Raw genomic sequence first — 24,831 nt, 5'->3', positions numbered from 1 at the left:
GGATTTTACTATTGGACAGATATCTCGAATGACGGGGTATCATCAGGAACTGATTGAATTACGCATTTCGAATTAATTCGCTTCGGCGTTTTAATAAAACATAGGAGGATACCTATATGAAAAAGAAAACACTTGCTGTATTATTATCAGCAACACTCGTTACCTCATCCACAACAACAGTATTCGCCAAAGATATTACTGTCACTATTCCAAACTATGCTTCCGATGAAGGTAACTCTAATTTACCAGAAGCAGCAGAAACTGTTACTAATTCTGATGGTTCAACTTCTTACACTCTTGATAAAAAGCAGCAAAAGAAATGGAAGAAATACTTAAAAAGTAGTTTTGATGATTCTATCAAAGAAATTTTAGATGATGATGAGAACTATCCAAATGTTGAAGATATTACCTATAACGATGATATGACTGAGTTTGAAATCAGTTTCGCATCTTCTGATCTGGCTCCGTCAGAATATTTTATCGGATTTCTTCCGTTGTTTATAGCGCCAGTTTACCAGCAGGTTAATGGAATTGCAGAAAAGGATGTCGACTATACTCTTGCAGTTAAGGATTCTTCAGATGGTTCCGAAACAACTCAGACTTACGAAGAAAATAAGTCCGACTGGGAATCTTTCGAAGCCTCAATGGGCGGTACTTCCTCAGATGATGTGAATAATACATCCTCTTCCGAAACAAAAGTTGACAAAATTTCATTAACTTCCGATTCTTCCAGTCTTGAATACTCCGGCTTTGAGACTATGCCTTATGAAGATGGATCATCAGATATTTTAGGTATTGTGAAATTTAATTTCACTAATAAAACAGATTCTCCCAATTCCGCAACCAGCTTTTACAATATTAAAGCCTATCAAAATGGTGTTGAGTTAACATGGTATATGGGAAATGGAAATGCCGCATGTGATAACATTTATAAGACTGTACTTAAAGATACATCTATAGAAACAGGATTTGCTTTTATGCTTCAGGATGCAGAAAGTCCAATCACTGTGTATGCTTATGATGGATTTATGTCTAATTCACCATACCAGGTGCAGGAAATAGCAATTAAATAAAATAAAACCGCCCCGCTGGTAACAGGGACGGTTCAAGAATCTCCGAAGAGATTCTGTGCTTTAGCAAAGATATTGTATCATCTTCGGAGCAGTTACACAATCAGAACGTTTGTGTATATGTGATCACATCAATGGATTAACGAAAGGAGTTTTCATTATGCCATTACCCAAAGAACGGATTTATACAATAGATGACATCTACGCTCTTCCTGATGGCGAACGTGCAGAGCTGATTGATGGACAGATCTATATGATGGCACCACCTAATACCAGGCATCAGGTAATCGTCGGTGAACTGTATGCTACTATCCGCAATTACATTAAAAGTAAAGGCAGATTCTGTAAACCATATGTTTCTCCATTTGCAGTGTTCCTGAATGAAGATAACAAGAACTATGTCGAACCAGACTTAACAATTGTCTGCTCACCGGACAAAGTAGATGAAAAAGGTTGTCATGGTGCACCTGACTGGGTAATTGAGGTTGTTTCTCCTGTTACCCAGAGTAAAGATTACGGAATAAAATTATTTAAATACCGGATGGCCGGAGTCAGAGAATATTGGATTATAAATCCCCTGAAAGGTATCGTAAATGTCTACGATTTTGAAAATGAATCGGGTACCGGATTGTATTCTTTCGACGATGAAATTCCAGTATGTATATATCCCGATTTATCAATTGTGATCTCTGAATTATTATAATAAAAACCGCCCCTGTTGGTAGCAGGGACGGCTCAAGAATCTCCGAAGAGATCCCTTTCTTTTGGCAAAGATATTGTATCATCTTCGGAGCAGTTACACAATCAGAACGTTTGTGTGGCTGTTATTTTTATACTTAAAATTACATATTTTATAAAACCGAGGTGATATTTATGAGTAGTAAAGTAGCAGCTCTCTATATCCGTGTCTCGACAGAGGACCAAACAGAGTTATCTCCTGATGCACAGAAACGCCTTCTGCTGGATTACGCCCAGAAGAATGACATGATTGTTTCCGGGGACTTTATCTTTACTGAGAGTGTTTCCGGCCGGCACGCACAGAAGCGTCCGGAGTTTCAGAAGATGATCGCCCTGGCGAAGCAGCCTTCTCACCCTATTGATGTGATCCTGGTATGGAAATTCAGTCGTTTCGCCCGCAATCAGGAAGAGTCCATTGTTTACAAGAGTATGCTCAAAAAAGACAATGTAGATGTGATCAGTGTGTCTGAGCCATTGATCGAGGGACCTTTTGGCAGCCTGATCGAGCGCATCATCGAATGGATGGATGAATACTATTCCATTCGATTGTCGGGTGAGGTCTTGCGTGGCATGAAAGAAAAAGCCCTGCAAAAAGGCTATCAGACATCTCCCTGTCTTGGCTATACTGCAGTTGGACATGGAAAGCCTTATGTTATCAATGAGGCTGAATATGCCATTGTCTCTTATATCATGGACCTGTATGATAATCAGAACTTAGATGAGACAGCTATTGCCAGGCGTTGCAATGATCTCGGGTACCGGACGAAACGTGGAAAACTCTTCGAGCGGCGTAGCGTTGACCGGATTCTTGGAAATCCCTTCTATTGCGGAACTGTTGTCTGGAACGGAGTGGAATTTGAAGGAAACCATGAGGTACGTCTTTCCAGGGAACGGTACGAAAAACGTCAGAAGCTGATCACTTCCCGGAAACGTCCGGTCAAGGCGCGGAATGTCTCTGCCTGCAAGCACTGGCTATCCGGTCTTTTGAAGTGCTCTGTCTGCGGAGCCACACTTTCTTACACCGGTAATAATAAGTGTCCTTATTTCCAGTGCTGGAAGTACGCAAAGGGATTTCATAAGACTTCTGTTGCTTTATCAGTCAAAAAGGCCGAAGAAGCTGTGATAAGTTATTTTGATCAGATCTTAGATGGAGCAGAATTTACATATGTATGTAAAAAGAAAAAGACTGATCATTCACTGCAGATTGATCAGTTGCAAAGAGAGATCAGTAAGCTCGCCATGAGAGAAGGCAGAATCAAAGAGGCTTATGAGGCAGGAGTAGATACTCTGGCGGAATACAAGAATAATAAGGACCGTCTGGTATCAGACCGATTAGAATTGACTGCTGCCCTTTCACAGCTATTACAGGAAGAACAGTCAGAGCAACCTAATACAGAAGAAGTCCTGAAAGAGATCCGTTCTGTTGCGGATGTCCTGAAGAATCCAGACGTAGGTTACGAAGAAAAAGGAAATCTGATCAGAAGTGTTGTAGAGCAGATCATATATGATAAGGAATCCGGAAAAATGTCTTTTGACATCATTATTTCCTGAATTGAAAATCCCGCAAACCCGCATAAACACTGTGGTTGCGGGACTATTATAGGGTACTGCACTCCGGTGGCCCGGACGGTGAGATCGGCGCTTCCCTGCGTTATCTTTCCCAGCGTTTTACCATGCCGAACCGAACGACTTCAGCTTTGCTCAACGACATAGGAACAGAAGAACTCAGTCATCTGGAAATGGTATCCACTATTGTACATCAGCTTACCCGGGACCTTTCCATGGAGGAAATTGAGAAATCCGGATTCGGACCGTATTATATCGATCACACAGTGGGAGTCTGGCCACAGGCAGCAGGTGGCGTACCATTTAATGCATGTGAATTTCAGAGTAAAGGTGATCCGATCACTGATCTGTTCGAGGATCTTGCTGCAGAGCAAAAAGCCCGTTCTACTTATGACAATATTCTCAGAGTAGTCCGCAATATACCTGAGATTGCGGATCCCATCAAATTCCTGCGTGCCAGAGAAGTTGTTCATTTCCAGAGATTTGGGGAAGCTCTTCAGTCCATTCAGGAAGAACTTGATGCCAAAAACTTCTATGCTTTTACCCCGGGATTTGATAATCCCTGCACTGCATCATGCAACAGCAATAAATAAAGTACGCAGCCAAAACCTGCGACATACTGCGCGAATTTATGCGATTAGCATCGCGAAGCGTGTTACTGAGAACGGAATGAACAGTAATACGCTCCATCTTAAAAATCACAGAAATTTCATATTTGCTTTACAAATATATCTGGTGGTGCTATAGTATTCTTAGCTTAATAGCCACAAAAGTAATTGCCAAAAATATTGAGCAATTACAAACAAAAATATGATATAAAAGGGGCTGTCTCACATAGATATTATGTGACAGCCCCCTTATTGGAGGAATTATGCAGATAATTATTGTTGGGTGCGGTAAAGTTGGACGTACCCTGGCAGAACAGCTTCAGGAAGAAGAATCCGACATTACTCTTATAGACGTTTCTTCTAATGTGATCACTTCCCTTCAGAATGACATTGATGCCATGGGTATCGTGGGAAACGGTGCAAGTATCAACACGCTGGTGGAAGCAGGTATTGAGAATGCAGATATCCTGATTGCCGTAACCGGTTCTGATGAAATGAATCTTCTCTGCTGCCTGATCGCACAGAAAACCGGCCATTGCCAGACGATTGCCCGTGTCCGCAATCCTATCTATGCCAAAGAGATCAGCTTCATCAAGAAGCGTCTGGGTGTTACTATGATCATTAACCCGGAGCTTGCAGCTGCACAGGAAATTTCCCGTCTCTTACGCTTCCCTTCAGCTATCAAGATCGATACTTTCGCACGTGGTCGTGTAGAAATGCTGAAATTTAAAGTGCTTCCTGAATTTAATCTGGATGGCATGACAATCTCACGCATTACGGAAGCCCTGAAATGCGATGTCTTGTTCTGCGCAGTAGAAAGTCGGGATCATGTATCTATTCCCGGCGGTAATCAGGTGATCCACGACGGAGATATGGTTTCCATTCTTGCTTCCCCGGTGAATGCAGCAGCCTTTTTCAAAAAGATCGGCCTGAAAACCAATCAGGTAAAAAACGCCATTATTGTCGGCGGAGGAACCATTTCCTATTACCTTACAAAAGCCCTGCTTGATATGAACATCTCCGTTAAGATCATTGAACAGAATGAGTCCCGCTGTGAAACCTTAAGTGATCTGCTTCCGGAGGCAACTATCATTAACGGAGACGGAACCAATCGTTCTCTCCTTATGGAAGAGGGACTCTCACGCACAGAGGCTTTTGTATCACTCACAAACATGGATGAGGAAAATGTTTTCCTTTCACTCTTTGCCAAAACAGTTTCCAATGCCAAACTGGTTGCCAAGGTAAACCGCCTTGCCTTTGATGATGTCATTGATAACCTTGATATCGGAAGCGTCATTTATCCGAAATATATCACAGCCGACTATATCCTGCAGTATGTACGTGCCATGCAGAACAGCATCGGCAGCAATATTGAAACCCTTTATCATATCCTGGATAATCAGGCAGAAGCTCTGGAATTTGCCATCCGCGAAAATTCACCGGTAACAGGCATTCCATTATCTAAACTGAACCTGAAGAAAAACCTTCTTGTAGGTTACCTGAACCGAAATGGTCAGGTCAAGATTCCCCGAGGCCAGGATACCATTCAGGTCGGAGATACCGTTATCATAGTAACTTCTCAGAAGGGCCTTCGCGATATCACAGATATTCTGGAAAAATAAAGGAGCCGAATTATGAACTATTCCATTATTATCTATATCATCGGAATGATTCTGGAAATTGAAGCTGTATTTATGGCTCTGCCCGCAATTACGGCACTGATCTATCAGGAAACTTCCGGTGTAGCTTTTCTGATCACGATTGCTTTATGCCTGGTCATCGGGCTTCCTCTCACCAGGAAAAAGCCGACAAGAAAGGCTTTCTACACAAAAGAAGGTTTCGTGACTGTAGCATTAAGCTGGATCGTTCTGAGTATCATAGGAGCAATCCCCTTTGTGATCAGCCGAAGCATTCCAAATCCTGTAGATGCATTATTTGAAACAGTTTCGGGTTTTACTACAACAGGAGCCAGTATTCTCAGCGATGTGGAGGCACTTCCTCATTGTATGCTGATGTGGAGAAGCTTCACGCACTGGATCGGCGGAATGGGTGTTCTGGTTTTCATCCTCTCCCTTCTGCCACTTACCGGCGGTTATCATATGAATCTTATGAAAGCGGAGAGTCCCGGACCATCTGTAAGCAAGCTTGCACCAAAAGTACAGTCAACTGCCAAAATTCTGTATTCTATTTATTTCGTAATGACAGTGATCCAGATCCTGCTTCTTCTGGTCGGTGGTATGCCGCTGTTTGACTCCATATGTACAGCTTTCGGTACTGCAGGTACCGGAGGATTTGGTATTAAAAATGACAGCATGGCCAGTTACAGTACATATCTGCAGGTAGTCATTACTGTATTTATGATTTTATTTGGCGTTAACTTTAATGCTTACTTTTTCATTATCACAAAAAAATTTGCTCAGGCTTTTAAGATGGAAGAAGTGCGGTATTATTTCGGAATCATCGGTATTGCAATTCTTATCATCACCTGCAATATTTACCATATTTTCGGAAGTGCAGCCAAAGCTTTTCAGCAGGCGGCTTTCCAAGTTGGTTCCATTATCACAACAACCGGATATGCAACAACAGATTTTAATACCTGGCCGGAAATTTCGCGGACAATCCTGGTGCTGCTGATGTTTATCGGTGCATGTGCCGGAAGTACAGGCGGCGGCATTAAAGTATCCAGGATCCTGATTCTCTGCAAAACAGTCCGCAAGGAGCTTCATATTTTTCTGCATCCAAATGCGGTAAAGAAAATAAAAATGGACGGCAAAGCCATCCCACATGAAGTTGTTCGTTCCACAAATATTTTCTTCATTGTATATATGCTGATTTTTGCATCCTCCATATTCCTGATTGCCTTTGACGATTTCAATCTGATCACGAATTTTACGGCGGTTGCGGCAACCTTTAATAATATCGGACCTGGTCTGGAACTGGTAGGACCTACCGGAAACTTCGGCATGTTCTCCTGGTTTTCAAAGCTTATCCTTACTTTTGATATGCTGGCAGGACGTCTTGAGATTTTCCCGTTACTGATATTGTTTGTAAGGGATACATGGAAAAAATTCTAAAAATATTTTGGTAAAACAAATTTTATTTTTTTACACTGTATTCATATTTTATTCATATTTATTGGATATAATGAATTGTAGAAAGATGATGAATCTTTCTTATAAATATTTTTCTTTTTCATACGCGCCGGTACGAAAGTACCGGCCTCCTTCCATTTATGGGAGTTTTTTATTTTATGGCATTTTTCTCACGCCTTCATAATCAAACGCAGGAATAAAACTCTCTCTGGCAGTTTCACCATCTTGAAAAAATCCATTTTCAATCCCAAGCTCAAATGCATAGTCCAGAACTTTTTCATATTCTCTTCTGGTTACACAACGATTCAGTTCTGTATATTCTTTCTGCTCAAAAACCGGTGTGTACTGATTCATGATACTGATATAAATCTGCTTTCCAAAAGTCTTATGTAAAAGTTTCAGAACCTTCTTTGAATTTCTTGTATGCCCCGGCAATATAAGATGTCTCACAATAGTCCCACGTTTCATATATCCCTCTGCATCAAACTGTGGCATTCCTGTCTGGCGTACCATCTCATTAACTGCTTCCATAGCCCTTTCAGGATAATCATTTGCATGTGAAAATTTCACCGCCAATTCGCTCTCCGCATATTTGTAATCCGGAAGATAAATGTCCACATATCCGTCCAGAAGTTTCAATGTCTCTGTGTTCTCATATCCACCACAGTTATAGACAACCGGAATATTAAGCCCATGCTTCTTTGCACAGTCCAAAGCTGCGATGATCTGTGGAATATAATGTGTTCCGGTTACCAGATTGATATTTGCAGCATCCTTTTCCTGCAGTTCCAGGAATATTTCTGCCAGTCTTTCCTCAGTGATCTCAAGGCCACTGTCACCAATGGCAATTTCCCGGTTCTGGCAGAAACAGCATCTCAGATTGCATCCTGTAAAAAAGACTGCCCCGGAACCTCTGGTTCCCGAAATACATGGTTCTTCCCACATATGCAAAGCTGCCCTTGCAATCTTAACCTTCTGATCCATTCCACAGTATCCGGTTTTTCCGGCTGTTCTGTCTACATGGCAATTTCTCGGACATAAACTGCAATCTGCCAGTATGCAGCTTTCTGTATCATGCCTCAGAGTTTTATCTTTGTTTTCTTCTGTCTGTATTTTATTTACCTTCACTTTTCTCTTCTGTCCTTTTTTCTTTCCCCGACTTGATATCTGTGAATCACCCACTGCAAACATTTCCCACAGTTTGCTTATATCATAACCGTTCAGTGCTTTCACAGTTACAGGCGGATTGCTGAATAGTTACTATCCTTTATATCATTATACTACATTCCCCAATTACGTCTATTCATATTTCACAATTTCCTTTTTCAATCTCTTCATGATCCTTTTTTCCAACCTGGAAATATATGATTGAGAAATTCCCAGAAGGTCTGCAACCTCTTTCTGTGTTTTCTCTGCAGCATTCTCCTTTCCCAGACCAAATCTAAGGCGGATGATCGTCTGCTCACGCGGTGAAAGCTTTCTAATTGCCTTTGATAACAACGAAATCTCCACTTCATCTTCCAGACGTCTTGAAATCACATCCTCATCAGTTCCCAGAATATCAGAAAGCAGGAGTTCATTTCCATCCCAGTCTACGTTCAGCGGTTCGTCTATGGACACTTCCATCTTTGTCTTACTGTTTCGGCGAAGATACATCAGGATCTCATTCTCTATACATCTGGATGCATAAGTGGCAAGCTTGATGTTTTTTACAGGATTAAAGGTATTGATCGCCTTGATCAGCCCAATCGTTCCGATTGAGATCAGATCCTCCACCCCGACTCCTGTGTTATCAAACTTCTTTGCAATATACACCACAAGCCTTAAATTATGTTCGATCAGAACAGACTTCGCTTCTTCTTCCTGCCCTGTTCCAAGCTTCTGCAGTATAAACGCCTCACGCTTCGGCTCCAGTGGTGCCGGCAGCACATCATTTCCACCAATATAAAAAACTTCTCCTGAACGGTTCATCACCATTCTTGACACTACCTGTAATGGATAACAGCTCATAGTCACAACCCCTCCCGTTAAAGTAATCTGGAATTCAAAAGTACCTCGTATTCCTTACCAAAAGCGGATGTTTCAAATGAAAATGCAAATACCGGATTGTCTATGCAGACAACCTCTGCTGGAGTCTGAATGCAGAGTCTCTCAAAAGTAACAGCCAGCATCATCCCCTGTTCTTTTCCTATACTGTGAAAAAAAGTAAAATGTGGATGAAGCCCGGCAGTTCCCGGTTTCCCAGACTCTCCGGGATTTTCTTTCAGGTGTTTTAAACAGCTTACGGTTTCTTCTGAACATATTTCAGATAAAACTTTTTCTGTCCCTACAGATACAGGTTTTCCGTTTACAGAATCCATAAGCAGATTTCCGGAATCATAAAATCCTTGAAAAGGATATCCACATCCTTTATAGTATATGGTTATCGGATAGATATTCTTTGTCCGTATTCTCATGGAATCCATCAGATATGACAACGCTGTAATGCCGGACCACGTTGCTGCTGCAAGGATCAGAAACATTTTGACTGTCAACTTATCACTGACGATCACTTCCCAGAACCCTCCACACAGAAATGCGGCAAAATACAGTGTAAGTATTGCTTTAAGCAGCAGACTTCCCCTTTTCAGATTACATCCGATCACAAGCATTCCTGCAGCACAGCCACCATGCAGCAGGACAAGTGCCGGAAGAAAAATCCCAGACTCCAGAAAAGATTGCAGATAAATGATCCAGCAGGAAAACACCGCACCTGCAGCAGCTCCCAGAAGAGCTCTTTTTCTGCTTCTTCCACATCGGAATAATATTCCTGTAAATCTGATCAATATGTAATCTATCAGGAGATTTGTGAAAAAAACTACATCTATGTATATTTCGTAATGCATTTCCTTCCCTCCGTCTGATACTGCCTCTGACTTCTCCTTCACTTCGGTAAGTGAGATTCATTATACGTGATAAAGTATGCGGATTTTGTCAAAACGGAGGAATTATGTCTTATTATTTGTCGCACTAAATCGACAGTAACTATCATACAAACCAAAATGAACATGTATTGACATATAATTGAAGTTAGAATAAAATGATAGATAATTTCTATGTTTTAGAAGGGCATCTTCTATACTGTCACAATTCAGACAGTATTTTATGTCTCTGCTACAAAACAGACTGGAGGATTTTAACATGAATAATATTACCGGACACACAGGTCTTACCGCGCTTTTAGGAAGCCCGGTGGCACACAGCATTTCCCCTTTGATGCATAATGAATCATTTCGCCTTCTCGGGCTTGACTATGTATATTTATGTTTTGATGTAAATGAAGAAACTCTTCCTGCAGCAGTTGCAGGATTAAAGACTTGCGGCATTCGCGGTTTCAACCTTACCATGCCGAATAAGAATAAAATTGTAGAATTATTGGATGAGCTTTCCCCTGAAGCCCAACTGATCGGTGCTGTCAATACTGTACTGAACGATAACGGAAAGTTAATCGGATACAATACAGACGGGTACGGTTTTATGCAATCTGTACGTGATGCGGGACATGATATTACCGGTAAAAATATAACTGTCATGGGAGTAGGAGGAGCTTCGATGGCCATCTGTGCACAGTCTGCCCTGGACGGTGCGGCTTCCGTACATATTTTTGCCCGCCGCACCAGCAGATACTGGAATCGCACACAGAAATTCGCTGAGAATCTCTCTGCTAAAACAGGTTGTCAGGTCTGCCTCTTCGACAATGATGATCATACTGCATTGCGAGATTCCATTGCACAGAGTTATCTGCTGATCAATGCAACCTCTGTAGGCATGGTTCCGGATATCGACGATACCATCATCAAAGATACATCTCTGTTCCATCCTGAGCTTGTAGTGGCAGATGTTGTCTATGAGCCACAGGAAACCCGACTGCTCAGAGAGGCTAAAGCAACCGGATGCCAGACCTTTAATGGCATGTATATGCTTCTTCATCAGGGGGCTAAAGCTTTCCAGATCTGGACCGGACAGGAAATGCCGGTTTCTGTTATTAAGGAAAAATATTTCTCTGTCAAATAGTGATTCGCATAACAGTCACATATTTCCCATCAGCTTATCTTTGATGATTGCCAGGATTTCTCTTGGAATATATATCAGAAGTCTCCATGAACGGTATCTGGAAGGAATGGGATAAATTTCTCTGCATCCACATTTCTTTCCTATGGCCGTTCCCCGGAAAACATGAAAATTATTGGTGACAATGCCCACCGAATGATTCAGTCCGATCATTCCCAGACTGAACTTCAGATTCTCTGTTGTGCTGGTAGATTTCTCTTCCAGGATCAGTCGTTCTCTGTCAATTCCATGTTCCACAAGATAATTGCACATTGCCTGAGCTTCTGTGATAGATTCTCCGTCCCCTTTTCCTCCGGACAGAACAGCCTTAGTCTCAGGATTCTCTTCCATATACTGTAAAGCCCTCCTGGTACGTTCCAGAAGGGCTTTTGTAAGCCGGGTGCCTTCTACATGGGCACCAAGCACGATAATATATTCCAGATTTGGATGCTTACGCATTCTTACCGCAGCAATATTTATATTTCTTGCCGCTTCCGCAAGGACAAGGATCATTACGTCCGATTTTCTTTGCTTTGACAACTGTTCCTGATTTCTTCTGCTCAAGATAAAGTTCTTTTCTCTTCTCCGGTGTGAAGATCGCATCCCACTGTGGCAGTTCATACAGCCAGTCAGCTCTTGCATCTACCATGTTCTTATAAAGAAGTTCTTTATCGAAGCACAGAGAAACCTTTGTGTTCTCATCCATTGTCTCAATCGGGTTCGGAATCTTCAGACTGTCATTGATTCCATCAAGAAAACCAACCATTGTCAGAACTTCCTGTCCGTATTTCTCAGCCAGTTCCTTAACTGTACCGGTTACTACCTCATCCGGGTTGCTAAGAAGCTGCTCATAAATTCCTTTTTCAATATTAAAATAATTTGCCCAAAATCTCTGAAGTTTATTACGGTCTGCCTGCTGGTCATAGGCGATGGCACGCCACTGCTCTAAGATTGTTTTATCGCTCATTTCCTTTAATCCTCTTTTCCAATATTTCATAGGTATTATGCCTGTGCGGAAACATATGGAAAATATTCCTTCCACAAGCTTTATTATTATATCATCTTTCAGTTAAAAATACAAATGATATTCTTTGTATTTTTAGTGAATTTTAAGTTACTGTTCACACACCACTATCCCGCGAGGTGTTTTGGCATGAATATGCCAAAATCCCGAGACATACAAGCCAAAATTCCATTGCCGCAGGCAATCTAGTACATCGTTTTCGAAATAACTATACCACTCACTTGTCTGCGAATCCGATTGCACAGGTCTAAAAGCCTCAGCGTAGCCCGCTACGCCTGCGTTTTTATACCAGCACACTCGAATCCGCATCCTACGCGATTGGTATAGTTATTTACGAAACGATGTACTAGAATGAATTTTGGCTATGTTACTGAGAACGGAGTGAACAGTCACAATTTTAATTGACGCCCAGTTTCTCCAGTTCTGCTGCTGCCTGTTTAAAAGATTTAAACTGAATTGCATGGATTCCCTGTTTTCTGGCTGCCTCACAGTTCTCCGCTCTGTCATCCAGAAATACGGATTTCTCCGGGTCAAGATGGTAGCGTCCGAGCAGGGTTTTGTAAATTTCCGGTTCCGGTTTGATCTGCTTCACCTGACAGGAGAACACTGCTCCGTCTACATATTTAAGAAACGTAAGTTTATCCTCCGTTCTCTCCAGTGTGTCAGTTGCATAATTGGAAAGAATATAAACATGATATCCTTTATCTTTCAGATATCTCACCCAGGTTTCCGCATAATCTGTTTTCTCAATTGTCTCGTCAGAACGGCGCATTACCTCCCGGATATCCTTTTCGTACTCCGGTGCAGCTTTTACCATCTGATCTACATAATATTGCTCAGTCTCGCTGCTTCTGTCTCTCTCATTCCAGGTATTGCTCTGAAATACCACTTCCGCAATTTTATCACGCTCTTCCTTCGGAAAACCAAAACTGTCCAGATAGGTCTCCCAGTCATATTTTACAAGAACCTGTCCAACGTCAAAAATAATATTCTCCATATCCGAATCCACCACCTTTTTATTCCTGTTCAGTAATTTATAAACAATCCATATTGCATAAGCCATGATGGGAACCATGATCGCCACTGCAAGCGAGGCTTTAAAATAGACCTGCGAATCTTCTCCATTCCCGAATGCAAAAATCATCGGCATACAACATGCAAGAAGCAGGATTATGATTGCGATCCATGCCCCGATTTTTTTTATCTTATTATTATCTTTTTTCATAAGCCTCCAGTTATATAAAAGACACGCCGGAGAAATTCCCCGGCGTATAGTCTTATTTACCGTCTGCCGATCAGACAGGTAAATTTATCCTTATTATTTATTTCTGTAGATGATATCGTCACGTCCCGGGCCATTGGAAATCATAGTGATCGGGAATCCGATATGTTTCTCAACGAACTCAACATACTTTCTGCAGTTTTCCGGCAGATCTTCATATTTTTTGATTCCGCGGATGTCGCATTTCCATCCCGGCAGAGTCTCCAGAACCGGTTTTGCTTTCTCAAGCAGTGTAGTTGTCGGAAATTCTGTTGTTACTTTTCCATCAATCTCATATCCTGTGCAGACCGGAATTTCATCCAGATATCCAAGAACATCAAGAACTGTGAAAGCAACATCTGTAGTTCCCTGAAGACGGCATCCGTATTTGGAAGCAACACAGTCAAACCATCCCATACGTCTTGGACGGCCTGTAGTAGCACCAAATTCACCGCCGTCACCGCCACGTCTTCTCAGTTCATCTGCTTCATCGCCAAAGATTTCAGAAACAAATGCACCTGCTCCTACTGCACTGGAGTATGCCTTGCATACAGTAACAATCTGTTTGATCTCATATGGTGGAAGACCTGCTCCTACTGCACCATATCCTGCCAGGGTAGAGGAAGATGTAACCATCGGATAAATTCCATGATCCGGGTCTTTCAGAGAACCAAGCTGTCCCTCAAGAAGAACTTCTTTACCTTCTTTTAATGCGTTCCACAGATACAGGGATACGTCACATACATATGGTTCAACCATTTTCTTATATTCCATAAGTTCAGCAAATAATTCATCCACATTAAGAAGCGGTTTGTGATATAAATGTTCAAGAAGAACATTCTTTGTCGCACATACACTTGCAAGTTTTTCTTTCAGATGTTCTTCATCAAAAAGTTCACTTACCTGGAAACCAATCTTTGCATATTTGTCTGAGTAGAACGGAGCAATACCTGACTTGGTAGATCCGAAAGATTTGCCGCCCAGACGTTCTTCCTCATACTGGTCAAAAAGAATATGGTATGGCATAACCATCTGTGCTCTCTCGGAGATAAGGATCTTCGGAGCCGGAACACCTCTGCTTACCACTTCATTGTACTCTTTGAAAAATACCGGGATATTCAGTGCAACACCGTTGCCGATCACACTTGTAGTATGATCATAAAACACACCTGACGGCAGAGTATGAAGGGCAAATTTACCATAGTTATTTACGATTGTATGACCTGCATTTGCACCACCCTGAAATCTTACGATAATATCAGCCTTCTCAGCGAGCATATCGGTAATCTTACCTTTACCTTCATCTCCCCAGTTAGCACCAACAACTGCTTTTACCATTATATAATTCCTCCTGTATTTACCGATTACTGTTTACCCGACCTTGCAGAATGACCTGCCGGATATCATCAGGAAACAGCAACGCTTATTATCTTTATATCAGATTCTGTAATATTCCAAACCGTTATGTTAAGTATTTACTGATCAGACATTGATCTCAGCTTTCACTCCCAGAAGTTCCTTATGGGAATCGAGGATCGGCTGAACTACTGTATTTACAAATCTCTCTGTCTGCTCTTTGGCACGTCCGATATATTTCTTCGGATCCATGGATCTCTGCAGATCTTCCAGAGAAAGGTTGAATGCAGGATCTGCTGCGATCAGTTCCAGCAGATTATTATCTTTGCCTTCTACCTTGACAGTCTTTCCGGCTTCCATGGAAAGCTCACGGATACGCTCATGAAGTTCCTGACGGTCACCGCCTGCTTTTACAGCATCCATCATGATATTCTCTGTAGCCATGAACGGAAGCTCTGCCATCATATGTTTCTCGATAACCTTCGGATAAACAACCAATCCATCTACAACATTAAGACAGAGGTCAAGGATTCCGTCAATAGCAAGGAAACCTTCCGGAATACTCAGACGCTTATTTGCAGAGTCATCCAGAGTTCTCTCAAACCACTGAGTTGCAGATGTGATCGCCGGGTTAAGGGCATCTACCATTACATATCTGGAAAGGGAAGCAATACGCTCACTTCTCATAGGATTTCTCTTATACGCCATTGCGGAAGAGCCGATCTGAGATTTCTCAAATGGTTCTTCTACTTCCTTCAGATGCTGAAGAAGGCGGATATCATTGGACATCTTGTGTGCACTTGCTGCAATTCCTGCAAGAATATTGGCAACACGTGTATCTACCTTGCGGGAATAGGTCTGTCCGGATACCGGATAGCATTCCTTAAATCCCATCTTCTCTGCAATCATCGGATCAATCTTGTCGATAGTCTCCTGATCTCCATCAAACAGTTCCAGAAAGCTTGCCTGTGTTCCGGTTGTACCTTTGGATCCCAGAAGCTTCATTGTTCCCAGAACATACTCCAGATCCTCCAGATCAAGCAGGAATTCCTGTGTCCAGAGTGTTGCACGCTTACCTACTGTAGTAGGCTGTGCAGGCTGAAAATGTGTAAATGCCAGAGTAGGCTGATCTTTATATTTATCTGCGAAAGCAGAAAGCTCGGCAATAACATTGACCAGTTTCTTCTTCACAAGCTTTAATGCTTCTGTCATTACAATAATGTCTGTATTATCACCTACATAACAGGAGGTTGCTCCCAGATGGATGATTCCTTTTGCTTTCGGGCACTGTACGCCATACGCATATACGTGAGACATAACATCATGACGCACCTGACGTTCACGTTCCTTTGCAACGTCATAATTGATATCCTCTGCATGTGCCTTCAGTTCATCAATCTGCTCCTGTGTAATGTTAAGGCCAAGCTCTTTCTCTGTCTCAGCAAGTGCGATCCAGAGTCTTCTCCATGTGCGGAATTTCATATCCGGGGAAAAAATATACTGCATTTCTTTGCTGGCATAACGTTCTGATAAAGGACTTACATATCTGTCTGTACTCATCTTCACTCTCCTGTTTTTTATAGGATATTATTTTTAATCCTTTTATTTCACTTCTGTACGTACGTTTTTCTCAACCACGTACGTTGAAATTATATAACATCATTCCTCTAAAAGCAACCACAAAAACCTTATCCCTGATGGAATTTACCAAGAAATTCTTTCATTCTCGCATGTTCTGATTCAAATACCTCTTTTGGACTCCCCTCAACTGCGATCAGTCCCTTATCCATAAAAATAATATGATCAGAGATATCTCTTGCAAATGTCATCTCATGAGTAACGATCACCATAGTGATGTGTTCTGCTGCCAGATCTTTGATTACCTTAAGAATTTCACTCGTAAGCTCCGGATCAAGGGCGGAAGTAGGCTCATCAAAAAACAGGATCTTCGGATTCATACATAATGCTCTGGCAATAGAGACACGCTGCTGTTGACCGCCGGAAAGCTGAAACGGATATGCATTCTCTCTGTCTGCAAGTCCCATCTGCTTTAACAGAGTTCTTGCCTGTGCATAAACCTCCTCTTTCTTTCTCTTCTGCACTCTGATCGGAGCATCTGTGATATTTTTCAGTACGGAAAAATGGGGGAAAAGATTAAAGTTCTGAAATACCAGTCCCACATCCCCCTGCTTGATGATCTCACCGCTGTCCGGTGTCTCAAGACCGGTGGCACAGCGGAGAAGTGTGGATTTACCGGAACCGGAAGGTCCGATAATACTAAGAACCTCACCCTCCTCTACCTGAAGTGAAATGTCTTTTAATACTTCAAGGCTGCCGAAGCTCTTCTTTATGTTTTTCATTTCAAATAATACCATAGCAAATATTCCTCTTAAATTAAATGATGTCAGAGTCAAAAAATATTTTATAACCCCAGCCGCCTGTCAGCGATAATAATTCAGTTTTTTCTCAATCTTATCCATTACAATCGCAACAAGAAGATTGAACACAAAATAGAAAACAGCAGCGATCACAAAAGGCATCATAGTCGTCTGTGCACTTGCAATCTGTTTTGCAATTGTAAACATCTCCGAAACAGCAACAACAAATGCCAGTGACGTATCCTTTACCAGTGTGATAACCTCATTTGTCACAGATGGAAGGATTCTCTTGATCACCTGCGGCAGGATGATCCTGAAAAATGTCTGGGCCTTGCTATATCCCAGAATCTTTGCAGCCTCATACTGTCCCGCTGAAATAGATTCGATTCCTCCTCTGTAAATCTCCGCAAAATATGCAGCATAGTTAATACTGAATGCAATAAACACAGCGATCAGGCTGTATCCCATGGAAATACGGATTCCAAAAATAAAGTATGGTCCGAAATACACAACCATCAATTGCAGCATTAACGGGGTTCCGCGCATAACTGATATGTAGGCAGACACAATTCCACGTATCGCCGGATTCTTGGACATTCTGCCAAAGCAGATCAGAAGTCCCAGCGGAAGTGAAAAAAGTAATGTCACTACAAAAATCTCTACAGAAACTACCATACCACTGGCAAGCTGCTGCAGCATTACACTTAAAGACATAAGCTTTCCTCCTGAAAAATTTCTCCTGTACAGTAAGAAAAGAGGGTGCACAAAATGTACCCTCCATTCCTTTATAATGCGGACAGCCTGCACAGATCTGTCCTCTTGTATCATAACTGTTTTTGTTCCGGCTGACTATTCAGCATCTTTCGCTGTATCAGCTGTATCTTCTTTTGCTGTGTCTGCATCGGAAGCATCATCCTCTGCTGCATCATCTTTTTTATCATCAGATTTCTCATCATCTCCAATGCAGAGCATATCTGCTACTTCATACTTCTCAGCAAGTTTATCAACTTCACCTGCATCATAAAGTTTCAGAACTTCTTCCCATACAGTATCTTTCAGCTCATCGTTACCCTTCTTAAAGCCGATTCCATACTCTTCGCTCTGGATTGGCTCGTCGAGGATCACATATTTGCCTTCTTCTCTCTGGGAAAGCTGATATTTGGCAACACCGATATCTACTGCGATGGCATCTGCAGCGCCGGAATCCAGATTCATGAATGCTGTATTGTAATCAGGATTCTCTGTCAGTGATGCAAAGCTTGCTGTAAGATCCTTATTATCATCGCTGTTTAATGCATCCAGTGCTGCGGAAGCGGCCTGAACTACTACATTCTTGCCTGCCAGGTCATCCAGCTTCTCAATCCCTGAATCGGCTGCAACAACCATCACCTGCTCATTGTTCAGATATGGATCTGACCATGTATAGTCATCCTCACGTCCGTTAATGGTAAATCCGTTCCAGATACAGTCAATAGAACCGGAATTCAGTTCCATATCCTTGGAATCCCAGTTGATCGGTTTCTTTACAAGTTCCCATCCGAGATTGTCGCATACTTCCTGTGCAAGGTCAAGGTCAAAACCAACATACTCTCCATTATCGTCTTTATATCCGAAAGGAGGATACTGTGCATCAAATCCTACAGTTAATGTCTTACTGTCAGCATCTGCATATACAGAAACAACACCCGTCATCATAGAAGCTGCCATAACTCCTGCCATGAGTACTGCTAAAGATCTCTTTTTCATGATAAATATCTCCTCTTTATCTGTTTTGTTATTTATCACACAGCCACTCTACCATGTGAAAGTATGTGTTAATCCTATCACACACCTCCGCCTCTGTCAAGAGTAAGTTATGAACCTGTACTTCTGTGATAATCTTTCATAAGTCTCTCCAGAAGGGCATCCAGATTTTTTTCATCTGTTTTCTCTTCCGGTACAGACTCGAAAGCTTTCAGAGACTGCCTGATTTCTTCTTTTATATCTTTCTTCAGTTCTTCATCTACTTCAAGTTCTTCCATAACCTTATCATAATCTGTCTTATCATGAACACTGCTGTATGCTATGATATAAGCTTTTAAGGCATCTTTTGAATGTGCTTCTCTGTATGCTTCCAGAAAACATTCCTGTGCTTTTTCCATCTGAAAAAGATAACTGTATGCACAGCCAAGATTATAGCGCACTGAAGCTGCGAATCCTTTTCTCTGCTCAGACAGATCCTCTCTTTCCAGGAGTTTCTGGTATACCCGGATGGCGTTCACATACATTCCGTTTTCTGTCAGTGCATCTCCCTTTCTCTTCTGACGGACTGCCGCTTTTTCTTTTCCATAAGTCACAATCCTGCTGTTAAAGCCTTTCATCTCCTCATAGGTAAGGTAATTGATCTCCTTGAAAACAGGATAGATCATCTCTTCCACACTTACATTTCTCTCCAGATTCTGTTTCAGCTTTGCAGCCAGATGCACAAGTTCAAGCTCATCTCTGAGCCAGTTGCATAATTCTTCATTAAAAACAGTATGATCAGCAAGGTAAAGATTGTGGTACAGATAATAACAGAGTTCTTCTATAGAATAAATATTCATACTGATATTCTCTATAAAATAAGGACGCTGTGCTTTTTTTGTCTGACATAAAATATATCCGCTCATTGCTCCATCTCCTTTACCATTCTACTGTCTCTGTCCAGGTTTTCCCACTGGAAGGGAACATTTCTCCGAATCCCAGATCTGTAACCGTCACTTTACATTCTGCAGATGAGACATACTGTAATTCCAGCCGTAATCTGGTAGTCTTGTCCGGACGCAACGGAATACCGGGCAGCATCATTCCTACCCTTCTTTTCTCCGGTCTGTGGTACGTGCTTACAATAAACACAAGCTCCTCTGTATCATCAAGAATAAATTCACAGGATGCCTTACTGTCATACCAGTTATTTCCTGCCTCGATCAGCGGATAATAGGTAGGAGAACCCATCACTCTCATTTCCATCCCCACATCAGCCATAACCAGAGAATCGCTTAAAAAGCGATATCCCTTTAATGCCTTGTTCTCTGTTTTCTCTTTTCCTGCAGCGCAGGCACCCTTTGCAAAAAGATTATTTCCATAGAAAACCTTTCTTTTCTGATAACAGAGTAACCTTACAGACTGCTCTGCCCAGTCCTGTGAAAATCCATCTCCTGTGATCTGAATGCTGGAAAACAGATCTCTGCCAAGTGTTTTCTGGACAAACTTACCGAATTCTGAATCTCTCTCCTGTCCCTCAGCAGGAAGTTCTGTCTCCACAGCTTCTTCCAGTTTTACAGTGACAGGCTTTGTTGCACCGTTCATTGTCATCTTGCGAAAAGACACGTTCTCCGGTGTAAAGGCATACCATCCCACACTGCGGTTCCAGGTTTCTCTTTTCTGTGAGAGCACATAATAATAGAAGCTTTCCCCATAATCCAGCAGCATATATTTCTCATGTGGAAATCCAATTATCTCAAATGCTTTCTGGAAATTCTCAACCTGAATTTCCGTCAGCCCAGGCAGTGTCACCGCCACACATTTAGTATTTTTGACCAGTTCTGCCACTCCCAGAAATTTAAGCATTCCCTGCAGAAACTGAGCCAGGATCTCCCATGGTGCAAGTTCCTGTCCTTCCACCAGCACAGAATCACTTTTTTCACAGATTCCATAGACATCATCGATCATGACTCCGCCCTTTTCCCGGACAAAGTAATCTGCTTCCAGTCCTACACAATAGTCTTTCTGCTCCGGTCTCCAGCACAGAATACAGGGAGCCTCATACTGATTTCCACCCGCTTTCATAGAAAGAGAACGTGCCTCGTCTCCTTTTCTGTCATAATAACATATCTGAGAATACTCTTTGCCAAAATCAATTCCCACGATCAAATCACGAATTTCGTTCATTTGTTCCTCCCGGTTTCAGGACAATCTGTTCCTGCTCTTCTTTCTCGATCACAAACATCTTCTTCACATACTGTTCCTGGCGAAGATACTTCTTCACCTGTGAAAACACTTCTTTCTTTTTATCCAGTCTGCGTGCAGAGAGCATCTGATTGATCATATGATATTTGCTTACAGGTGTACCCTCAATCTTATTCATTGTAAGTACCCTCTCCTGTGTCCGATTTACCCGCTCTCCTGTTACTGATTCAAAATAATACCGCAATGTCTCCCCGTAGAACAATGTAAATGATTTTGCAAAAATACCTTCATATAAATCACGCAAAGGCTCTGTCTGATATTTCACCTGATTTCCGAGGCCTGCATCCAGTGCATAATAGAGTGTCACCTTTGCAGACGGATCTGCATGGTATTCCACAAAGGTTTTATCATCCAACTGATAAGGACTTAAGACAGATACCGGAAGTTTCCCGAAGAACGCAAAGTACATTCCCTGTTTCACACATTTCTGAAGAATCTCCTCTGCATTGCAAAGCTGTTTTTTCTCCAGTTTTTTTTCTTTGGAATACGCTTCCAGAAGAGCAAGACTGCATACAAAATCAACCGGCCATTTCTCATCATAAGCCCGCTCCAGCAGACTTCTTACAAAAACACTCATCGGATATTCTTTTACAAATGCACCATATGCAGTCTGCGTAAGATATGCTCCTGTAATACGTTCCTTTCCGCTGTGATGAACATAATCCTCCAGGATCTTCTCTCCCTCTTTCCTGTAATCAGAAGTAAACATCAGAAGGCCAAGAAGCTTCTCTTCCAGTTCATAAGTATCCATCTCAAAGCCCTGCGCACTTTTCCATACAGATATCAGTTCATCTACAGGACCAAATCTGTATTCCATAAGATACTTCAGGATCACTTCATCATATTTTCCGCGTCTGTATACATCCGATGCAAGGGCAAGCAATTCGTCATCCTCCTCCATCTCACATCTTGTCAGCATTCTGCTGGTCAGCTTCAGCTGGCTCTCTATGCGGATTCCTTCATATCCGAATTGGGAAACAATGGACATTGCCTGCTGATACATTCCTCTGGAGATCAGTACTTCCAGAAGAGCTGTTCTGTCTACAGCCGCATATTTCTTATAATCCATCTGTCTCAGATAATTATCTGCTTCTTCTGCTCTGGTGTGTTCGGAATAATAAGAAAGCAGCTTCTCTCTGATACATTTCTGATATTCATCTGAAAATTCCTCTGACTCCGGGATCCTCTGGAATGCCTGAAGATTCTCCGGTTTCAGTTCTGTATGCTCACTGCAGTGAAGTACCAGCCCCGGCTCTTCAATATGAAAACCAAGAACCTTATCTGTCAGTTCACGCTCATCAAATAATTTCTTGATATTATAATCTACTGTTGATACATATCTTCTCTGCTTCCCATCCTGAAACAGGATCACCGCATCATCTGTATAAATTCTTGGATAAGCTACGCCCTGGATACATGGGTAAATTTCTTCTTCCCTGAGCTGTTCATGGCGCACGATCACATAGCGTATCTTCTTATCATCACAGTACAGTCTGTGTGTAAACAGCTTCTGCGCGAGCAGTTTTGCCTGTCCTTCTGTTTTGGGATTGCTTAAAAATTCCTGATAAAGGACCGCATAATTCTCATTCATCCGTCCTTCTTTCGCCTTGCGCATGGCAAAAATCTTCATATGATCCCTGTAATCCGCATATGTCTGTGGCTGACGGCCTCTGTTTCCCACAATACTTGCATAAATAAATGCCTTTTTATCATCTGCAAGAGAAGTATTATTATAGGTAAAATACATCAGAAGGGGCTTTGGAAGTTCTCTCTGATAAGATGTATCCATTGTTTCCACATAATATTCATATATCCTTGTCAGACGGATTCCTTTCTCCACTGCCAGGGAAAACCATCTGAAATATTCCGGTTTTCTCGGATTTCCAAGCATGATATATCTGCAGATTGCTTCCAGCGTATCATCGGATTCAAAAGCATCGTATCCCATTGCCAGTGCTCTGTACATACTGGTACAAAATTCTCTCTCATACCCTGTAAGATAGGCAAATCTCATCACCAGCTCTTCTGTCAGAAGACCTTTCTCTCCCGCAAATAAAAATACCTGTGTCCAGAAACTGCTCATTCTGTGAAGAAGTGTTGTATCACTGCTTATATAATTCCATGCTTCCAGATACAGAAACGGACTCCTGCAGCCTTTCTCAAAAAGTTCCTCCATCATAAATACCAGCCTTGAAGGGGAACCCTTATCCTCCGGATTCATCTCCAGCCAGAGTTTAAACAACAGAAAACTATCTTCCTTCTGCAGAAAGAAATTGTACAGACGTCTTATCGCCTGTTCTCTGTCTTTGTGCAATCCTGTAAGAACGCAGAGATAAAGGTAAGCACCTGCCAGTTCCAGATTCTCTCTGACAAAGTTCTGATGTTTAAATTTCTTCAGAATTTCTCTTGCCTGCTCATCCTTTTCTTCCATATGAAGAATGTATGCTTCATACATCTGATATTCCGGATAATCACAGCCTTCTTCCCTTAACTGATTAAGGACAAATCTGCTGCTGCCGATCCATGTCTTACTGTCCATTCTTTTGCAGGAGTATTCTGCAAGGTCACGTAACAGTTCCAGCTTATGCCGTTTCACATGAATTTCTGTTTTGAGCTGCACTTTCGATTCCATGGATGCAGTGATCTGATAAGTCAGCTGCTGATAGGGACTCTTCACAGTGATCTCACCAAACTGACGTCCTTTTTTCAGCTTTTCTTTACGGATTACATATTCCACCTGATAATAGCTTCCTATAAAATCCTCATCTGTGACCACATGCCTGGAAACTTCCAGAAAATCGCCTTTCGCCTCTACCTCCAGCCTGAGATGTCCCCATCCGCTCCTCTGAACTGCAAAAGTTTCGCGGACAGATTCACTGATATCATAAAAGCTGTTCTGATCTGCCTTCAGTTCAATTTTTACAGGATCCTTTTTTCCCGTTCCGATCAGAAACTCTTCTACATGCTGAAATGTCACGGGCTGTTTTGAGAGTCCCTTATAAAGAGCTTTCTCTTTCTGTCCGGCATTTCTTAACAGAAGTTCAAATCTGCGGTCTGTAAAAACACGATATGCTTCTTTAAAATCGTCCTTTGCAATATTCACAAAGGTATCCATATCCGGCACATCTCCGGCTGCACTTTTCAGTTCTGCTTTCTCTGTCTGAATGAGAAATGGCAGCTTATATTCTCCAATGTCTGTGGTGAAACAAAGCCATCCCTCATGTCTCTCACCCGGGTGCATCCCCGCACCGTCAATTCCATACTGCAGTCTCACCGTAGTTCCCGAAAATTTCTCGGTTCCCGGTACCACGCGCCTGTTGGAAGATGTAATATATCCACGTATTTTCTGATTATCCTCTGTTCCAAAATACAGTTCCCCTTTGTACACATCACCTGCTTTCAGAGTCACTTCTATTTTGTCCTGCGAAAAAAGGAGCTGCGGATGTTCATGTCTGAAATTTCCACTTAATAGTTCTTCTATCGTCTTTTTCAAAATTGTTCACCTTATATCCTTGCTTAAATTACAGAGCTACTGTTCACAAGCCTATTGCGTTTAATTATACACCACAAAACGCATCCGCGCAACAATCCGCTCTTCAGCTTTTTCGTTACTGTTCACTCCGTTCTCAGTAACGTAGCCAAAATTCATTCCAGATTGCCTG

Annotated in this window: 21 protein-coding genes; 7 read left to right on the top strand and 14 right to left on the bottom strand. The window is 42.0% G+C overall.

The genetic code is table 11. The features are described from left to right. Nucleotides 1-116 precede the first annotated feature (116 nt). The 6 genes from LJE11_RS09855 (at nucleotide 117) to LJE11_RS09830 (ending at nucleotide 7,056) form a co-directional block, all read left to right on the top strand. Nucleotides 117-1,073: a DUF5067 domain-containing protein gene (locus tag LJE11_RS09855; protein WP_055052501.1), complete on the top strand. Its 957-nt coding sequence runs from the start codon at nucleotides 117-119 to the stop codon at nucleotides 1,071-1,073. Nucleotides 1,074-1,230: 157 nt separating this feature from the next. Next, on the top strand, nucleotides 1,231-1,773 hold the full coding sequence (locus LJE11_RS09850) for a Uma2 family endonuclease (RefSeq protein ID WP_227218029.1): 543 nt from the start codon (nucleotides 1,231-1,233) through the stop codon (nucleotides 1,771-1,773). A gap of 170 nt (nucleotides 1,774-1,943) precedes the next feature. Beyond that, on the top strand, nucleotides 1,944-3,359 hold the full coding sequence (locus LJE11_RS09845; protein WP_227218030.1) for a recombinase family protein: 1,416 nt from the start codon (nucleotides 1,944-1,946) through the stop codon (nucleotides 3,357-3,359). A gap of 35 nt (nucleotides 3,360-3,394) precedes the next feature. After that, complete coding sequence (locus tag LJE11_RS09840; protein WP_119245752.1) at nucleotides 3,395-3,967, top strand: manganese catalase family protein; 573 nt, start codon at nucleotides 3,395-3,397, stop codon at nucleotides 3,965-3,967. A 278-nt stretch (nucleotides 3,968-4,245) separates the two neighbouring features. After that, a complete protein-coding gene (gene trkA / locus LJE11_RS09835) occupies nucleotides 4,246-5,604 on the top strand; it encodes a Trk system potassium transporter TrkA (RefSeq protein WP_008704178.1) in 1,359 nt (452 codons plus the stop codon). Between the two features lie 12 nt (nucleotides 5,605-5,616). Next, nucleotides 5,617-7,056: a TrkH family potassium uptake protein gene (locus LJE11_RS09830; RefSeq protein ID WP_008704179.1), complete on the top strand. Its 1,440-nt coding sequence runs from the start codon at nucleotides 5,617-5,619 to the stop codon at nucleotides 7,054-7,056. A 174-nt stretch (nucleotides 7,057-7,230) separates the two neighbouring features. Here LJE11_RS09830 and LJE11_RS09825 read toward each other — a convergent pair whose 3' ends face one another. From LJE11_RS09825 to LJE11_RS09815, 3 genes are all read right to left on the bottom strand, one after another. After that, the gene (locus LJE11_RS09825) at nucleotides 7,231-8,157 is read right to left on the bottom strand and encodes a radical SAM protein (RefSeq protein WP_008704180.1); all 927 of its coding nucleotides are present in this window, start codon (nucleotides 8,155-8,157) and stop codon (nucleotides 7,231-7,233) included. 216 nt (nucleotides 8,158-8,373) lie between these two features. Further along, the gene (gene sigE, locus LJE11_RS09820) at nucleotides 8,374-9,084 is read right to left on the bottom strand and encodes an RNA polymerase sporulation sigma factor SigE (RefSeq protein ID WP_020994083.1); all 711 of its coding nucleotides are present in this window, start codon (nucleotides 9,082-9,084) and stop codon (nucleotides 8,374-8,376) included. A gap of 17 nt (nucleotides 9,085-9,101) precedes the next feature. Further along, nucleotides 9,102-9,959, bottom strand: a complete 858-nt coding sequence (locus LJE11_RS09815; protein WP_008704184.1) for a sigma-E processing peptidase SpoIIGA — start codon at nucleotides 9,957-9,959, stop codon at nucleotides 9,102-9,104. A gap of 295 nt (nucleotides 9,960-10,254) precedes the next feature. On the opposite strand from LJE11_RS09815, the gene LJE11_RS09810 reads away from it, so the two are divergent. Then, a complete protein-coding gene (locus LJE11_RS09810; protein WP_008704186.1) occupies nucleotides 10,255-11,127 on the top strand; it encodes a shikimate dehydrogenase in 873 nt (290 codons plus the stop codon). Between the two features lie 15 nt (nucleotides 11,128-11,142). On the opposite strand, the gene LJE11_RS09805 is transcribed toward LJE11_RS09810, so the two are convergent. The 11 genes from LJE11_RS09805 to LJE11_RS09755 all read right to left on the bottom strand — a co-directional run bounded on the left by LJE11_RS09805 (nucleotide 11,143) and on the right by LJE11_RS09755 (nucleotide 24,662). Next, nucleotides 11,143-11,703: a YdcF family protein gene (locus LJE11_RS09805; RefSeq protein WP_227226941.1), complete on the bottom strand. Its 561-nt coding sequence runs from the start codon at nucleotides 11,701-11,703 to the stop codon at nucleotides 11,143-11,145. After that, complete coding sequence (locus LJE11_RS09800) at nucleotides 11,615-12,130, bottom strand: SEC-C metal-binding domain-containing protein (protein WP_020994084.1); 516 nt, start codon at nucleotides 12,128-12,130, stop codon at nucleotides 11,615-11,617. Before LJE11_RS09800 ends, LJE11_RS09805 begins: the two co-directional genes overlap by 89 nt. A 454-nt stretch (nucleotides 12,131-12,584) precedes the next feature. After that, nucleotides 12,585-13,412 carry an HAD family hydrolase gene (locus tag LJE11_RS09795; RefSeq protein ID WP_020994085.1) on the bottom strand — a complete coding sequence of 276 codons (828 nt, stop codon included), beginning with the start codon at nucleotides 13,410-13,412 and terminating at the stop codon, nucleotides 12,585-12,587. Between the two features lie 93 nt (nucleotides 13,413-13,505). Then, nucleotides 13,506-14,786, bottom strand: a complete 1,281-nt coding sequence (locus LJE11_RS09790; RefSeq protein WP_008704193.1) for an adenylosuccinate synthase — start codon at nucleotides 14,784-14,786, stop codon at nucleotides 13,506-13,508. 144 nt (nucleotides 14,787-14,930) lie between these two features. Next, complete coding sequence (gene purB, locus LJE11_RS09785) at nucleotides 14,931-16,364, bottom strand: adenylosuccinate lyase (RefSeq protein WP_020994086.1); 1,434 nt, start codon at nucleotides 16,362-16,364, stop codon at nucleotides 14,931-14,933. A gap of 128 nt (nucleotides 16,365-16,492) precedes the next feature. Beyond that, on the bottom strand, nucleotides 16,493-17,179 hold the full coding sequence (locus LJE11_RS09780; RefSeq protein WP_008704195.1) for an amino acid ABC transporter ATP-binding protein: 687 nt from the start codon (nucleotides 17,177-17,179) through the stop codon (nucleotides 16,493-16,495). A gap of 66 nt (nucleotides 17,180-17,245) precedes the next feature. Further along, nucleotides 17,246-17,896, bottom strand: a complete 651-nt coding sequence (locus LJE11_RS09775) for an amino acid ABC transporter permease (protein WP_020994087.1) — start codon at nucleotides 17,894-17,896, stop codon at nucleotides 17,246-17,248. A 135-nt stretch (nucleotides 17,897-18,031) separates the two neighbouring features. After that, nucleotides 18,032-18,928, bottom strand: a complete 897-nt coding sequence (locus tag LJE11_RS09770; protein ID WP_022380908.1) for an amino acid ABC transporter substrate-binding protein — start codon at nucleotides 18,926-18,928, stop codon at nucleotides 18,032-18,034. A 107-nt stretch (nucleotides 18,929-19,035) separates the two neighbouring features. Then, on the bottom strand, nucleotides 19,036-19,830 hold the full coding sequence (locus LJE11_RS09765; protein WP_062807882.1) for a hypothetical protein: 795 nt from the start codon (nucleotides 19,828-19,830) through the stop codon (nucleotides 19,036-19,038). A 13-nt stretch (nucleotides 19,831-19,843) separates the two neighbouring features. Next, entirely contained in the window at nucleotides 19,844-21,091 is a 1,248-nt protein-coding gene (locus LJE11_RS09760) for a DUF5716 family protein (protein WP_020994089.1), read from the bottom strand. Next, nucleotides 21,075-24,662 (bottom strand): DUF5717 family protein, encoded by a 3,588-nt coding sequence (locus tag LJE11_RS09755; protein WP_055149366.1) that lies wholly within the window; start codon nucleotides 24,660-24,662, stop codon nucleotides 21,075-21,077. Before LJE11_RS09755 ends, LJE11_RS09760 begins: the two co-directional genes overlap by 17 nt. Between the last annotated feature and the right edge of the window lie 169 nt (nucleotides 24,663-24,831).

The sequence above is a fragment of the Blautia sp. DFI.1.216 genome (assembly GCF_020594215.1).
Classification (GTDB): Bacteria; Bacillota; Clostridia; order Lachnospirales; family Lachnospiraceae; genus Blautia_A; species Blautia_A wexlerae.
The sequence above is the reverse complement of the archived record's forward strand: the minus strand, read 5'-3'. Positions and strand labels throughout refer to the sequence as shown.